Raw genomic sequence first — 15,198 nt, 5'->3', positions numbered from 1 at the left:
TGCGTGGGGACACCCAGTAGACGCCTGAGCACCGACCCCGGTTGCGCGAACCGCCGTAGATTCAGCGGAGGTCGTCCACGGTGATGGTGCGCACCCGGTCGCGGACGATCTCGAGCAACAGGCCCTGGTCGGCCACGACGTAGCCCGCGGCGCCGTCGAGCTCCTCGCCGGTCTCGGAGTCGATGACGACCTGGGCCGTGGGGTCGTTGCTCGCGGCACCGAGGACGATCACGCCCGACCCTGCCTGCACGCGGAGCCCGTCGACCTCCGATCGGTCCACGTCGGAGGTCCACCTGCGCTTGCCGGTGCGGAGGTCGAGGCCCACGACGGGGCCCGCGCTGTCGAAGGCGACCACGGTGGAGGTGGAGAGGTCGGCCGCGGTGGTCCAGATCCCCGTCAGCCGGAGGTCCTCGTCCGCGGTCCAGACGGTCCGCAGGTCCGGCACCTCCACCAGCCGCAGGCCCTCGGTGGTCTGCAGGAGCATGCGGTGGTCGTCGACCTGGGCGGTCGCGTCGCCGGTCCGGCCGAGCGAGCGGCCGTCGGTGAGGTCGACCAGACCGCCGTCGAGGTCGTCGACGAGGGTCGGCGACAGCGTCGTGACCGGGCTGGCGTCCACGGTGGCGCGCGACGCGACCTGCGCCCCGGTGCGCGCGTCGAGCACCACCCAGTCGTTGCCGACGAGGCCGTCGAGCAGCACCGAGCCTCGCCCGCGGAAGCTCGCGAAGAGCGTGGCCGGCTCCTCGGCCGACCACAGCTGCTCGCCGTCGGGGGTGAGGCCCGCGACCACCTTGGGGCCCTCGTCGCTGAGGTCGGAGCCCTGCTCGTGGGCCTCCACGACCACCACCGGCCCGTCGGCGGTGGGGATGCAGCCGGCGGTGGTCGACCAGTGCCTGTCGACGACCAGGTCGGAGCCCGGCGGCGGCGTCACCTCCGGTACGACGACGCGGTCCTCGTCGACCAGCGCGACCTGGGCGTCCGCTCCTGCCGGCGACAGCACGGCCACCGAGCCGCAGGTGTCGAGGGCACCCGTCGCGACGGCGGTCGCGTCCCAGTGCAGGTCGGTCAGGCCGTCGTACTCCTGAGGAGGCGGGGCCGGATCGCCGTCGTGGCTCGCGCAGCCCGCTGCGACCAGCGACAGCGCGGCGAGCGGCAGCAGCCTGCGCCTCACTTCTTCGGCTTGTCCCCCGCCGGACCGGTGGTCGAGAGCGCGGCGACGAAGGCCTCCTGCGGCACCTCGACGCGGCCGACCATCTTCATCCGCTTCTTGCCTTCCTTCTGCTTCTCGAGCAGCTTGCGCTTGCGGGTGATGTCACCGCCGTAGCACTTGGCGAGCACGTCCTTGCGGATCGCGCGGATGTTCTCGCGGGCGATCACCCGGGCGCCGATGGCGGCCTGGATCGGCACCTCGAACTGCTGGCGCGGGATCAGGTCCTTGAGCTTGCCCGCCATCATCACGCCGTAGGAGTAGGCCGCGTCCTTGTGGATGATCGCGGAGAACGCGTCGACCGGCTCACCCTGGAGCAGGATGTCGACCTTCACCAGGTCGGCTGCCTGGTCGCCCGAGCGCTCGTAGTCGAGGCTCGCGTAGCCCTTGGTGCGGCTCTTGAGCTGGTCGAAGAAGTCGAAGACGATGTCGCCCATCGGCAGCGTGTAGCGCATCTCGACACGGTCGGCCGAGAGGTAGTCCATCCCCTGCAGGTTGCCCCGCTTCTCCTGGCACAGCTCCATGATCGTGCCGATGTAGTCCGACGGGCTGAGGATCGTGGCCTTGACGACCGGCTCGCGGACCTCGGCGACCTTGCCGTCGGGATACTCGCTCGGGTTGGTCACCTCGATGACCTTGCCGTCCTCCATGTGCACCTCGTAGACCACGTTGGGCGCGGTGGAGATCAGGTCGAGGTTGAACTCGCGCTCCAGACGGTCGCGGGTGATCTCCATGTGGAGCAGGCCGAGGAAGCCGATGCGGAAGCCGAAGCCGAGGGCGCCGGAGGTCTCGGGCTCGTAGGTCAGCGCGGCGTCGTTGAGCTGGAGCTTCTCCAGCGCGTCGCGAAGCACCGGGTAGTCGTCGCCGTCGATCGGGTACAGCCCGGCGTAGACCATCGGGTTGGGGTGCTCGTAGCCGCCGAGGGACTCGGTCGCGCCGTGGTGCTGGGAGGTGACGGTGTCGCCGACGCGGGACTGGCGCACGTCCTTCACACCCGTGATGAGGTAGCCCACCTCGCCGACGCCGATCTCGCCCGCCTTCACCGGCTCCGGGCTGATGACGCCGACCTCGAGCATCTCGTGCACGGCGTTGGTGGACATCATCTTGATCCGGTCGCGGTGCTTGAGGCTGCCGTCGACGACGCGGACGTAGGTGACCACGCCGCGGTAGGTGTCGTAGACGGAGTCGAAGATCAGGGCGCGGGCGGGGGCGTTCGCGTCGCCGACGGGTGCCGGCGTCTGCTTGACGATCTCGTTGAGCACCGACCCCACGCCGAGCCCGGTCTTGGCGCTCACGCGCAGCACGTCCTCGGGCTCGCAGCCGACGATGCCGGCCAGCTCCTCGGCGTACTTGTCCGGGTCGGCGCTCGGCAGGTCGATCTTGTTGAGCACCGGGATGATGTGCAGGTCGGCGCCCATGGCGAGGTAGAGGTTGGCCAGCGTCTGCGCCTCGATGCCCTGCGCGGCGTCGACGAGCAGGATGGCGGCCTCGCAGGCCTGGAGGCTGCGCGAGACCTCGTAGGTGAAGTCGACGTGGCCCGGGGTGTCGATCATGTTGAGGACGTAGGTGCCGGGCTCGGCCCCCTCCTCGTTGCCCTCCGCGACGGTCCACGGCATCCGGACGGCCTGGCTCTTGATCGTGATGCCGCGCTCGCGCTCGATGTCCATGCGGTCGAGGTACTGCGCGCGGGCGGCGCGCTCGTCGACGACGCCCGTCAGCTGCAGCATCCGGTCGGCCAGGGTCGACTTGCCGTGGTCGATGTGGGCGATGATGCAGAAGTTGCGGATGATCGCGGGGTCGGTGCGACCGGGCTGCGGAACGGGTGCGGACATGGTCCGCCCATTCTTCCAGTGCTCCGGCCGATCCGCCGAGTCGGCGCAGACCGGGACGCGCCGGTCGGCGATATCGGCGTGCTGATCCGGGTCGCGTCAGGGGAGGATGGACGGCGTGACCGCCGTACCGCTGCCGACCCGCATCCCGCACGGGCACACCGCGCGTCGGCTGGAGTGGGTCTACCTGCCGCCGCACATCCGCGGGGAGATCGAGCGGCGCGTCGGGTCCCCCGTGGTCGAGGCGTCCTCGCGACCCTCGGGCTTCACTCCCGGGTTCGCCTCGGTGCTGACCTGCGCCGATGGCAGCCGCCACTTCGTGAAGGCCGCCTCGCAGAAGGCGCAGCGGATGTTCGCCGACGCCTACCGCGAGGAGGCGCGCAAGCTGGCGCTGCTGCCCGACGGTGTCCCGGCGCCCCGGCTGCGGTGGCTGCACGACGCCGACGACTGGGTGGTCCTCGGGTTCGAGTACGTCGACGGGCGCGCCCCCGCACGGCCGTGGGTGCCCGACGAGCTGGCCGCGGCCTCGGCGATGGCCGTCGAGGTCGCCGCCCTGCTCACCCCCGCACCCAAGGGAATCGACCGGGCGGTCGACGAGTTCGCGGAGTGGCCGGGCCACTGGGACCGCGTCGACCACCCCCGCGCGGCGGACTGTGCGGCCCTGGCGGCGCGCTACGCCGACGTCGTCGACGGCGACACCCTCGTCCACACCGACATCCGCGACGACAACCTGCTGGTGCGGCCGGACGGCACGGTCGTGATGTGCGACTGGAACTGGCCGGTCGTCGGCGCCGCCTGGCTCGACTCGCTCTTCCTGCTCATCGGGCCACGGGGCGACGGGCTGGACGTGGAGGCGCACATCGCCGCCCACCCGTTGCTCGCGAGCGTGCCGCCGGAGTCGATCGACGTCGCCCTCGCGCTGGTCCTGGGGTACTTCTCCGTGTCGGCCGCGCTCCCCGTGCCGCCCACCTCGCCCCACATCCGCGCCGCCCAGGCGTGGCAGCGCGACGTGCTGCACGACTGGCTCGCGGAGCGGCGGGGCTGGCCGACGCCATGACCGCGCCGGGCGCGGTGGGGGTCCGGGCGTCGTACGCCGCCACGCCGGCCGTCGTGCGCGATTGGGTCGACGCCACCCTCGGCTCGCCGGTCGTCGAGGCGGTCGACCAGGTCGGCGGCATGTCGCCGGGATGCGCCACGCGGTTGAGGTGCGCCGACGGGACCCGCGCGTTCGTCAAGGCGGTCGGGAGCGACCTCAACCCGGACACCCCCACCCTGTTCCGCCGCGAGATCGCGGCCCTGGAGCTGCTCGGCTCCCACCCGCTGTGGGCGGACCTCCTGGCCGCGTACGACGACGGCGACCGCGTCGCGCTGCTGCTCGAGGACGTCGAGGGCTCCCACCCCGACCTCGCCGACGACGCCACGATGGAGCGGCTGGTGTCGGCCACCGGCGCGCTGTCGGGCACGTTGCGGGAGCGGGCACCGCTCGAGCGCCTGCGACCGCTCCTCGGCGGCACCCTCTACGAACCCGGGCTGACCGACCTGCGACAGATCTACCTCGTGTGGACGAGCGCCCTCGAGCAGCTCGGCACCACGCCTGAGGCGCCCGTGCCCGGTTGGGTGCGCGCGGAGGCGGCGACCTGGTCGGAGCGCGTCCGGGCGCTCGCGGCGGAGCCGACGGAGCAGATGGTCCACTGGGACATCCGGGTGGACAACCTGCTGGAGCGGCCGGACGGCTCGATCGTCTTCGTCGACTGGGGCGCGTGCGGCGTCGGCAGCGACTGGCTCGACCCGTTGCTCGCCCGGCTCGGACGGGTCCACCTGCCGTGGTTCGACCGGTCCATCGAGTCCTCCCCCGAGCTCGTCCGTGCCGGCGACGACGCCGTCACCGCTTGGCTGGTCGGGATCGGCACCAACCTGGCCGTGCGGGCGGTCACCGCGACCCACGTGAACCTGCCCACCCTCGCGGCGTTCCGGCGCACCGAGTCGGCGCGTTTCCTCGGCGCCGCTGCCCGCAGGCTGGGCGTCGGCACGTGACCTCGGTCGATTTGGGTGGCCTCCGGCACCGCTGTTAACCTTGCCTGTCGCGTCAACCGCAGGTTCTTCCCTGCCCCGACGCACTCCGGACCAGAACCAGATTCACGATCCCGACGGATCACGACACGAAGGCGTTGTAGTGGCGAACATCAAGAGCCAGATCAAGCGGAACAAGCAGAACGAGAAGCGTCACGAGCGCAACAAGGCCGTCAAGACCGGCCTGAAGTCCGCCGTGCGCAAGTTCCGCGAGGCCGCCGAGGCCGGCGACAAGGACCAGGCCGTCGCGCTCGGTCGCGACGCTGCCAAGAAGCTCGACAAGGCCGCCTCGAAGGGCGTCATCCACAAGAACCAGGCCGCGAACCGCAAGTCCGCGATCATGAAGAAGGCCGCCTCTCTCTGAGGCCCCGGCTCCGGTCCGGAGCCCCGCACGTCCACGAAGGCGCCCTCCCGCTCGGGATGGGCGCCTTCGTCGTCCCTGCAGCCGGTTTCGTCGATCGCGCTGCCGCCCTGCCTCGTTCAGTGCGCCTCGCGGTAGGACGCGAGGGTGAGGACCAGCCGCTCCAGCGTGTAGGCGGCGTCGCTCGACGCCCCCTTGAGGTCGGCGTCCGCCGACGCAACTGCCCGGATCGCCCGGGCCAGCCCGTGCGGGGTCCAGCCGCGCGCCTGGGTGTTGAGGTTCTTCAGCTTCCACCCCGGCATCCCGCCGTCACGGTTGCCTGCCACATGGTTGGCCAGGGACCGCAGCTGGCCGGCGACGGCGGAGAGGATGTAGACCTCCGAGGTGCCGCTCTCGATCGCCCACCGCAGCTCCTGCAGCGCGAGCGCGCGGTTGCCGGCGAGCATCGCGTCGGCGATCTCGTAGTTCTTCACCTCGGCGCGGCCGCCGAAGTAGCGACCGACCTTCTCCTCGTCGATCCGCTGCCCGGGGAAGTCACTGACCAGCTGGTCGACCGCGGCCGCCAGGGAGCGGAGGTCGTGGCCGACCGCGACGACCAGCACCTCCGCCGCGCGCTTGTCGAGGGTGGCGCCGCGCCGCTTGGCCTCGCTCGCGGCGAAGCCACCCATCTCCCACGGCTTGATCTCGCCCGACTTCACCTCGGTGACGGTGCCGAGCTTGCGCAGCTTGGCCAGCACGCCCGAGCCCTTGGGTCCGCCGCCGTGGACCAGGACGAGCGCCACGTCGTCAGCGGGCGCCGCGGCGTAGCCGAGCAGGCCGTCGACCGACTCCTCGGGCAGGTTCTCCAGGCCTCGTACGACGACGCATCGCACCGTCGAGAACAACGACGGCGCCGAGAGCTCACCGAGGGTGCCGAGGGTGAGGTCGGACCCGAAGGCGTCGGAGATCTCGGACTCGGGGTCGTGGGCTCGCACCACACCACGGACCTCGTCGACGGTGCGGGCGCTGAGGTACTCCTCCTTGCCCGTCACCAAGACGACCCGGCCCAGCACGTCCTCCGCCCGCATGGCCGCGAGCCTAGTGGTCGGTCACGACAACAGGACCTCGCTCCCCCGCCAGCACCGCGATGTCGCCGTCGCGGTCGGTGCGCGCGATCACGGTGCCATCACCCGCCAGGCTCGCGAGCAGGTCGGCATCGGGGTGGCCGTAGTCGTTGTCGACCCCGACCGACACCAGAGCGGCCTCGGCCCGCAGCGCGTGCAGCCAGTCGAGGTCCTGGTGGCTGCTCCCGTGGTGCGGCACCTTGAGGACGTCGATGTCGAGACCGGGCAGCGCCGCGGCGAGACGCTGCTGGCCCGTCGGCTCGACGTCGCCGGTGAGGAGCAGTCGCAGGCCGTGGGACTCCACGAGCAGCACGACGCTGTTGTCGTTGGCCGCGCTGCCGTCGCCGGGCCCGGGCACCGGCGCGGGCAGGTCGGGCCACAGGTCCTCGAGGGTCACCCCGCCGAACGTGCGGGTCAGACCGACGGGCGCGGTCGTGACGGTCAGGCCGGCCCGGGCGGCGATGTCGTGCACCTGGTCGACGCCCTCCGTCGGGTCGAGCATCGGGCTCGCCTCGATCGCGTGGACGGACCGGCCGCGCAGGACGCCGTCGAGCCCGTCGACGTGGTCGGCGTGGTAGTGGGTCAGGACGACCAGCGGCACCTCCCTGACGCCGAGTCGGTCGAGGCAGTGATCGACCAGCGTCGGGTCAGGACCCGTGTCGACGACGAGGGCCACGCCCGGCCGGACGGAGAGCACGAGCGCGTCGCCCTGACCGACGTCGCACGCCACGAGGACCCACCCCTTTGGCGGCCAGTCGCCGAACCAGGTGCCCGGTCCGGGCAGCACCTTGCCGGGCACGCCGAGGATCACCAGGAGGGTGCCGACGATGACGAGCGCTCCCACGGAGCGCCGGCGGAGCAGCACGGGCGCGAGCAGCGCGATCAGCAGGCAGACGAGGACCAGGACGCCGATCGCCACCGGCCCGGCGCCCCAGGAGACCGCGGCGAGGGGAAGGTCGGCACCTCGCTCGGCGACGGCCACGATCCAGCGCACGCACAGGCTCGCGCCGAGGCCGAGCAGCCGCCCCAGCGACGGACAGACGAGCCCGACGAGCCCGCCGGCGAGCCCGAGCACGGTCGCCGGGCCGACCACCGGCTCGACCAGGAGGTTGGCCAGCACCGCGACCAGGCTGACGCCGCCGGACAGCGCCGCGACCACCGGCGTGCACGCGAGCTGCGCAGCGAAGGGCACCGCGATGGCCGCGGCGACGGGGCGCGGGAGCCAGCGCCCGAGGGACTCCTGCACCGGCGGCCCCAGCACCACGATGCCCGCCGTCGCGAGCACGGAGAGGGCGAACCCCGCCGAGACGGCCAGCCCGGGGCTCACCAGGAGCAGGCCCGTCACGGCCACGCCCAGCGCTCGCAGACCTCGTCGGCGGCCGTCCGTGCCGAGCGCGAAGAGGCCCACCGTGCCCATGGCGGCGGCGCGGAGCACGCTCGGCTCCGTGCGCGCCAGCAGGACGAAGCCGGCGACGCCCAGCAGGCCGACGACCGTGAGCCACCTGCGCCGCACCCCGGCCCCGCGGGCGACCAGCAGCAGCGCCCCGAGCACGAGCGTGAGGTTGGTGCCCGAGACAGCCGTCAGGTGGGTCAGCCCGGTCGTGCGGAAGTCCTGCTGCAGGGTCGTGGGCACCTCGCCGTCGTCGCCGTCGACCAACGCCGGCACGAGGGCGCGCTCGGCACTCGGACGGGCGCTCACCGTGCGCCGGATGGACGCCCGCACCGCGGCGGCCCCCCGCCACCAGACGTCGGGACCCCGGATCCGCACCGGGTCGCGAGCTCCCGTCACCAGCGCCGCGACCTCCCCCTCGTCCGCAGGCGCGAGCCGCCCGGAGAAGCCGACCGTGGCGCCGAGCTCCGTCCCGTCCCAGGCGCGTGTCCCGATGACCACGACGACCGCACCCAGCCGGTAGGTCGCTCCCCGGGCCGCGACCGAGGCGACCCGGACGCGGACCACCACCTGTCTGCCGTAGGGACCCTCCAGCGTCGCAGGATCCGACACCACGGTGCCCGTCAGGTCGGCGAACGCCCGCTGCTCGGCGAGGCCGGCGAGCATGCCGTGCGCGGCCGCATCGCCCCGGACCAGCGCGACCGCCGCGACCCCTGACGCCACCAGGAGACAGGCGCACGCGAGGCGGACGACCTTGCCGTCGACGCGACGCAGCACGAGACCGAGCAGGGCCACCGCCGCGGCCGCGCCGAGGAGCGCGGTCACGACGGCCCCCGCGGACCGGGCAGCGATCGCCCCGAGCCAGGCCGCGACCGCGACGGCCGGCAGCCGGAGGTCGTGCGGCACGGGCCGTGCCTCGTCGTCCGTCTGCGGTCCCATGCGCGGCAAGGTAGGGACGCCCACCCGCGGAACGACCGGGAGGGCAGCCGCGGTTGTGGACGACACCTCCGGGGATTTGAGCTGTGGACGGACAGCGGCTCGGTCTTTGCCTAAGGTCTCTCGGGTGACGCGCTACTCCCCCGCCGAGCTCGCTCGTGGCGCCGTCGGCGCGCTCGTCGGCATCGCCGTCGCCGGCGCGACCGCCAAGGTCGTGCCCGGTGGCCCCGAGGCCCTCCCGTTCCTCGTCGCCCCGATGGGTGCGGCCGCCGTACTCCTCTTCGCGGTGCCGGCCAGCCCGCTCGCGCAGCCGTGGCCGGTGATCGGCGGCAACATCATCTCCACGATGGTCGGCCTGACCGCCCACTGGCTGTTCGGCGACGTGCTGACCGCGGCGGCCGTCGGCGTCGGGTGCGCGATCGGCGTGATGATGCTGCTGCGCTGCCTCCACCCGCCCGGCGGGGCGTGCGCCCTCCTGGCCGCCACCGCCACGCCGGTGATCGACGACCAGGGCCTGGCGTTCGCCGCGCTCCCGGTGGCCGTCAACACGATCGCGCTCCTCCTCGTCGCGGTCGCCGTCAACAACCTCACGGGCCGTCGCTACCCCCACCGCGCGACACCGGCGTCACCGGTGTCGAAGGCCGACGCCGAGCTCGGCATCGGCGCGGCCGACATCGAGTCGGCCATGGCCCGGCTCTCGCAGCGGCTCGACGTCGATCCCGCCGACGTGGTGGCCCTGGTGCAGGACGCGGAGGCCCACGCGCTCGATCGGCGGCTCGGCAGCGTGCCGGTCTCCCGGATCATGAGCACCGACGTCGCGACGGTGCAGCCGTTCGAGTCCATCTACCGGGCTCGGATCCTCGTCGTGCAGCGACAGGTGAAGACCCTGCCGGTCGTCGACCAGCAGCGGCACGTCGTCGGGGTCGTCTCGATCGTCGACCTCTTCACCCGCGACGTCGTCGAGCTCGAGCCCGTCGAGTCGATCATGATCCGCGACGTCACCACGATCCACGCGGACACCCCGGTCGCCGAGCTCGTGCCGATGATGACCCAGACCGGCTTCAAGGTGGTGCCTGTCGTCGACGACGACGGGCTGATGGTCGGGATCGTCACGCGCGGCGACCTGATCGCGGTGCTCCACCGGGCGCTGCTCGAGGGCAGCACGGCCTGAGGGCTCACACCGTCACGTAGGGGGTGAGCCGGGCGAGCGTCACCTCCCCGATGCCGTCGACCTCGAGCAGCTCGTCGATGCTGGTGAAGCCGCCGTTGGCGTCGCGCCAGGCCACGATCGACTGGGCCGTCACCGGGCCGACGTCGGGGAGGCTCTCGAGCTCGGTCTCGGTGGCGGTGTTGAGGTTGACCAGCGCTGCCGGTGCGCCGGACGGTGTGGCGCCCGACGGTGACGTGGCCGCCGGTGCCGTGGGCGCCCCGACGACGATCTGCTCCCCGTCGAGGAGCACGCGCGCCAGGTTGAGGGTGCTCAGGTCGACCCCGGGCCGCTCGCCACCGGCCGCCTCGAGGGCGTCGACCACCCGGGCTCCGGCGTCGAGGACGACGATGCCGGGGCGCCGTACCTTCCCCGCGACGTCGACCGTCACCTTGCCGCCGGCGTGGTCCGACGCCGAGGCGCCGGCCGGGGACGCGGTCGGCGAGATGTCGACGAGCGGCGCCGCGGTGCCCGCGGCGGGGGCAGCCGCAGGCGCGGGTCGCGCCTGGTCACGCACCACCCACCACGCGGTCAGGGCGATCCCGGCGGCGACGATGACCGCGAGCACGGTCAGCTGGGGGGCACCGAGACCGGGCATCCGGGCCACGCCCGGCAACGACCAGGACGATCGCCGGCGCGACGCGTGCCGTCCGGGGCGGGGCAGCGCCGGCGGGAGGGCTGGTGGCGCCTCGACCACCTCGTCAGGCTCCGGCACCTCGAGCGGCGCCATCCGGGCAGGCACCACGCGCGTGTAGTCGGCCTCGCCGGCGCCGAGGTCGGCCGCCAGCAACGCCAGCCGCCGAGCAGCGGCGTCGGCGCGATCGCCTTTCCCGGGCTCGGTCCCCCGCGTGCTTCGCATGCCGGCACGCTAGGAGGATCCCCCGTCGGCCGCCGCGGCCCGTGCTCGCGCCTGGGGACGACCTGCTCGTCCATGGCGTCCTGTGGACGGTGAGCGGTCCGTCAGACCCCGGGCACGATCGGCGCGACGCAGATCGCGAGCATTCCCGGGCCGACGTGGGCTCCGAGGACCGCGCCGAGCTCGACGCAGCGGACCTCGCGACCGTCGAGCTGCTTCTCGAGCCGGTCGGCCAGGCTCGCCGCCAGCGCGTCCGCCCGCTCCGCGCTCGCGAGGTGGGCGACGGTCAGCTCGACCTCGTCGTCGCCGGCCGCCTGGATCGCGCGCTCCTCGAGGCGGCTGATCGCGCGGGCCGACGTCCGCACCTTCTCCAAGGTCGTGATCACGCCGTTGTCGATGCCCAGGAGCGGCTTGACCGCCAGCGCACCACCGAGGACGGCCGCGGCCCCACCGATGCGACCGCCGCGCCGCAGGTACTCCAGGGTGTCGACGTAGAACACCGACGTCACCCTCGCCGACCGCTCACGGGCAGCGTCGGCGGCATCGGCGCGGGTCCCGCCGCGGGCGATTACGACGGCCGCCGACTCGACCGCGTAGCCGGCCCCCACACCCACCTGTCGGGTGTCGACGCAGGTGACCGGCACCGGCGCGTGACGGGCCGCGACCTGGGCCGACTCGAACGTCCCACTCACCTCGCTCGAGAGGTGGACCGAGAGGATCTCCGTGGCGCCCTCCTCGGCCAGCCGCCGGTAGAGGTCGGCGAACACCGTCGGCGCGGGGCGCGACGTGCTGACCGACCGCTTCTCCTTCAGCGCGGCGGCCATGCGGGCCGGCGAGGCCTCCTCGGCGCCCTCGTCGTAGGACTCGTCGTCGATGATGATCTGCAACGGCACGACGGAGACGCCGTACCGCTCGACCAGCTCCGGGGGCACCCCCGTGCCGGAGTCGGTGACCAACGCGACCGTCATGGACCCGAGGCTAGGGCACCGCCCCGAAGCCGCGACACCGTCCGCATACTCAGACGACGATTGCCCGGTCGCTTCGCCGGACCCGCTCGTTCCTCGCTCTCCGCGCTCAGACGACGATCCAACGGTCGCTTCGCGCGGACCCGCTCGTTCCTCGCTCTCCGCGCTCAGACGACGATGTTGACCAGCTTCGGCGCCCGCACGATCACCCGGCGCACCTCCCGGCCGTCGATGGCTCGCACCACGTCGGGGTCGGCCAGTGCCGCAGCCTCCAGGTCGGCCTCGGAGATGTCGGGCGAGACCTCCAGCCGGCCGCGGACCTTGCCCTGGATCTGGACGACCGCGGTCACGGCGTCCTCGACCAGCAGCTCGGCGTCGACCACCGGCCACGCCGCCTGCGCGACCGACGGCTGGTGACCCAGCCGGGCCCACATCTCCTCCGCCGTGTAGGGCGCGACCAGCGACAGCAGGATCGCGACGGCCTCGGCGGCCTCCCGCACCGCCGGGTCGGCCGGCCCGCAGCCGGAGTCGATGGCCTTGCGGGTCGCGTTGACCAGCTCCATCACCCGCGCGACGACGACGTTGAACCGGTAGGACTCCAACAGGTGGGCCGCGTCGTGGACCGTCCGGTGCGTCACCTTGCGCAGCGCGACGTCGCCCGTGGTCGCGTCGGCACCCGGGTCCGAGGTCACGTCGCCCGACAGCCGCCAGGCCCGCTGCAGGAAGCGCAGCGACCCGGCCGGCGAGACGTCGGCCCAGTCGATGTTGTCCTCGGGCGGGCTCGCGAAGACCAGGGTCAGCCGCACCGCGTCGACCCCGAACTCGTCCAGCTGCGCGCCCAGGTTGACCCCGTTGCCCAGCGACTTGCTCATCTTGCGACCGTTGTTGATGACCTTGCCCTGCGACAGGTACGCCGTGAACGGCTCGTCCCAGGTGATCAGCCCCATGTCCCGCATCGCCTTGGTGAAGAACCGCGCGTAGAGCAGGTGCAGGACGGCGTGCTCGTCGCCGCCCAGGTAGAAGTCGACCGGGCCCCACGCCTCGGCCAACGCCGGGTCGAAGGCGCGGTCGTCGTCGTTCGGCGACAGGAAGCGGAAGAAGTACCACGACGAGTCGACGAAGGTGTCCATCGTGTCGGTGTCGCGCTGCGCCGGGCCGCCGCACTGCGGGCAGTCCACGGAGACCCACTCGGTCGCCGCCCCCAGCGGCGAGGTGCCCTTGGGCTTCAGGTCGGCCCCCCGCAGCTGCGGCAGCTCGACGGGCAGCTGGTCCTCGGGCACCGCGACCTCGCCGCAGGCCGGGCAGTGGATGATCGGGATCGGCGCGCCCCAGTAGCGCTGCCGCGACAGCAGCCAGTCGCGCAGCCGGAAGTTGACCGTGCCGTTGCCCAGGCCCTTGCTCTCCAGCCAGGCGATGATCGTCGACTTCGCCTCCGGCACGTCCATGCCGTTCAGCGAGATCTCGTCGTTGGCCGAGTTGATCGCCGGGCCGGTGCCCGTGAACGCCTCGCCCTCCCAGTCGGCCGGCGGCTGCACGGTGCGCACGACCGGCAGGTCGAAGACCTTGGCGAAGTCGTGGTCGCGCTGGTCGCCACCCGGCACCGCCATGATCGCGCCGGTGCCGTAGTCGGCCAGCACGTAGTCGGCTGCCCAGACCGGGATCCGCTCGCCGTTGACGGGGTTGACGGCGTACCGCCCCAGGAAGACACCGGTCTTCGGCCGCTCGGTGGACATGCGGTCGATGTCGGAGGCTTTGCGGACGTCGTCGACGTACGCCTCGAACGCCCCGCGCTGCTCCTCGGTGCAGATCTCGGCGGCCAGTTTGGCGTCGGCGGCCACGACGAAGAACGTCGCACCGAACAGCGTGTCCGGACGGGTGGTGAACACCGTGACCGGCCCGTGGCCCTCGATCTCGAAGACGACGTGGGCGCCCTCGGAGCGGCCGATCCAGTTGCGCTGCGCGTTGACGACCTTGCCGATCCACGCCTCCTGCAGGTCATCCAGGCAGTCGTAGAGCTCCTGCGCGTAGTGCGTGGTCTTGAAGTACCACTGCGTCAGCTCCTTCTTGGTGACCTCCGCTCCGCACCGCTCGCACGTGCCGTCGGCCAGCACCTGCTCGTTGGCCAGGACCGTCTGGTCCTGCGGGCACCAGTTGACGGGGCTGTTCTTCCGGTAGGCCAGGCCCTGCTCGCGCAGCTTCAGGAACAGCCACTGCGTCCACTTGTAGTACTCGGGGTCGGACGTGTGCAGCCGGCGCGACCAGTCGAAGCTCACGCCGTAGCGCTTCATCGACTCGTACTGCGTCTCGATGTTGGCGTAGGTGTAGGTCGCGGGGTGCTCGTCGTTGCGGATCGCGGCGTTCTCCGCGGGCAGGCCGAAGGAGTCCCAGCCCATCGGGTTCAGCACCTCGTAGCCGCGGAACCTCCAGTAGCGCGCGATCACGTCGTGCAGGGCGAACACCTCGGCGTGACCCATGTGCAGGTCGCCGCTCGGGTAGGGGAACATCGTCAGTGCGTAGCGCTTCTCCCGCTCGCCGGACACGACGACCGCGTCGTCGGCACGGAACGGGTCGATCTCGTCCCAGACCTGCTGCCACTTCGCCTCGACCGCGTGGACGTCGTACGACGTCCCCGGCTGCTCGGCCTGCTGCTCGCTCATGTTCGTCCCTCGATGCTCGTGGTGGTGGATGACCTGCTCGACGTGCCCCGGACACAAGAAAGCCCCTCACGCAGGAGGGGCTGCCGCGTCGACCCTTCCGGGGTCGTCGACGCGGCTAGGTAAGAAGCAGGTTCTTCCGCACGAGGTCAGGATACTCCACCTGCCGCTCCGTGCGCGCCTGCGTCAGCATGGACCCCGTGGACACCGCCCGAGCCCGCCTGGAGACCGAGCGCAACCGCACGCTCGAACGCCTGGCCGACCTCGTCGAGGACTACGACGCTATGGTCGCCGCCTCTCGCGACACCAATGCCGACGACGAGCACGATCCCGAGGGAGCCACCATCGCCTTCGAGCGGTCCCAGGTCGGCGCGCTCGTCCGTCAGGCGCGGGCGCACCTCGAGGAGATCGACAGCGCCGAGGCGCGCGTGGCGGCCGGGACCTACGGCACGTGCGAGCAGTGCGGCCGGCCGATCGGCGACGGCCGGCTCGAGGCGCGGCCGCTCGCCCGGACCTGCATCGCCTGCGCCTCCGGGAGTCGCTGACAGGGCCGCCGACGGACGTACCGAAGTCGCCACCGCGCGACTGCCCACGCGTGCCGCAGCACCTCGAGCGTCCCTTTG

The 15,198-nt window shown here is 72.5% G+C and carries 12 protein-coding genes; 5 read left to right on the top strand and 7 right to left on the bottom strand.

The window, feature by feature from the left end; all coding sequences use genetic code 11:
- Positions 1 to 61 precede the first annotated feature (61 nt).
- Positions 62 to 1,168, bottom strand: a complete 1,107-nt coding sequence (locus tag ACAX67_RS09415; protein WP_370703544.1) for a BamB-related PQQ repeat family beta-propellar protein — start codon at positions 1,166 to 1,168, stop codon at positions 62 to 64.
- On the bottom strand, positions 1,165 to 3,036 hold the full coding sequence (gene lepA / locus ACAX67_RS09410; protein ID WP_370703543.1) for a translation elongation factor 4: 1,872 nt from the start codon (positions 3,034 to 3,036) through the stop codon (positions 1,165 to 1,167). The genes ACAX67_RS09415 and lepA overlap by 4 nt, the downstream gene beginning before the upstream one ends.
- Positions 3,037 to 3,142: 106 nt before the next feature.
- Between lepA and ACAX67_RS09405 the strand changes: the two genes are divergently transcribed.
- The 3 genes from ACAX67_RS09405 (at position 3,143) to rpsT (ending at position 5,467) form a co-directional block, all read left to right on the top strand.
- Complete coding sequence (locus ACAX67_RS09405; RefSeq protein ID WP_370703542.1) at positions 3,143 to 4,090, top strand: phosphotransferase family protein; 948 nt, start codon at positions 3,143 to 3,145, stop codon at positions 4,088 to 4,090.
- Positions 4,087 to 5,067, top strand: coding sequence for a phosphotransferase (locus ACAX67_RS09400; protein ID WP_370703541.1), 981 nt, complete (start codon positions 4,087 to 4,089; stop codon positions 5,065 to 5,067). The genes ACAX67_RS09405 and ACAX67_RS09400 overlap by 4 nt, the downstream gene beginning before the upstream one ends.
- Positions 5,068 to 5,206: 139 nt before the next feature.
- On the top strand, positions 5,207 to 5,467 hold the full coding sequence (gene rpsT, locus ACAX67_RS09395) for a 30S ribosomal protein S20 (RefSeq protein WP_370703540.1): 261 nt from the start codon (positions 5,207 to 5,209) through the stop codon (positions 5,465 to 5,467).
- A gap of 116 nt (positions 5,468 to 5,583) precedes the next feature.
- Here rpsT and holA read toward each other — a convergent pair whose 3' ends face one another.
- Positions 5,584 to 6,531: a DNA polymerase III subunit delta gene (holA, locus tag ACAX67_RS09390; RefSeq protein WP_370703539.1), complete on the bottom strand. Its 948-nt coding sequence runs from the start codon at positions 6,529 to 6,531 to the stop codon at positions 5,584 to 5,586.
- 10 nt (positions 6,532 to 6,541) lie between these two features.
- The gene (locus tag ACAX67_RS09385) at positions 6,542 to 8,896 is read right to left on the bottom strand and encodes a ComEC/Rec2 family competence protein (protein WP_370703538.1); all 2,355 of its coding nucleotides are present in this window, start codon (positions 8,894 to 8,896) and stop codon (positions 6,542 to 6,544) included.
- Positions 8,897 to 9,020: 124 nt separating this feature from the next.
- Between ACAX67_RS09385 and ACAX67_RS09380 the strand changes: the two genes are divergently transcribed.
- Complete coding sequence (locus ACAX67_RS09380; RefSeq protein WP_370703537.1) at positions 9,021 to 10,064, top strand: HPP family protein; 1,044 nt, start codon at positions 9,021 to 9,023, stop codon at positions 10,062 to 10,064.
- A 4-nt stretch (positions 10,065 to 10,068) separates the two neighbouring features.
- Here ACAX67_RS09380 and ACAX67_RS09375 read toward each other — a convergent pair whose 3' ends face one another.
- The 3 genes from ACAX67_RS09375 to leuS form a co-directional block, all read right to left on the bottom strand.
- Positions 10,069 to 10,959 (bottom strand): helix-hairpin-helix domain-containing protein, encoded by an 891-nt coding sequence (locus ACAX67_RS09375; RefSeq protein WP_370703536.1) that lies wholly within the window; start codon positions 10,957 to 10,959, stop codon positions 10,069 to 10,071.
- A 101-nt stretch (positions 10,960 to 11,060) separates the two neighbouring features.
- Complete coding sequence (locus ACAX67_RS09370; RefSeq protein ID WP_370703535.1) at positions 11,061 to 11,924, bottom strand: DegV family protein; 864 nt, start codon at positions 11,922 to 11,924, stop codon at positions 11,061 to 11,063.
- A 164-nt stretch (positions 11,925 to 12,088) separates the two neighbouring features.
- Positions 12,089 to 14,578: a leucine--tRNA ligase gene (gene leuS, locus ACAX67_RS09365; RefSeq protein WP_370703534.1), complete on the bottom strand. Its 2,490-nt coding sequence runs from the start codon at positions 14,576 to 14,578 to the stop codon at positions 12,089 to 12,091.
- A 188-nt stretch (positions 14,579 to 14,766) separates the two neighbouring features.
- Here leuS and ACAX67_RS09360 point away from each other — a divergent pair, with 188 nt between their 5' ends.
- Positions 14,767 to 15,120, top strand: coding sequence for a TraR/DksA family transcriptional regulator (locus ACAX67_RS09360; protein ID WP_370703533.1), 354 nt, complete (start codon positions 14,767 to 14,769; stop codon positions 15,118 to 15,120).
- Positions 15,121 to 15,198: the final 78 nt, after the last annotated feature.

This window comes from Nocardioides candidus, from assembly GCF_041321175.1.
GTDB lineage: Bacteria > Actinomycetota > Actinomycetes > Propionibacteriales > Nocardioidaceae > Nocardioides.
This window is presented reverse-complemented; position numbering and strand designations above follow the sequence as displayed.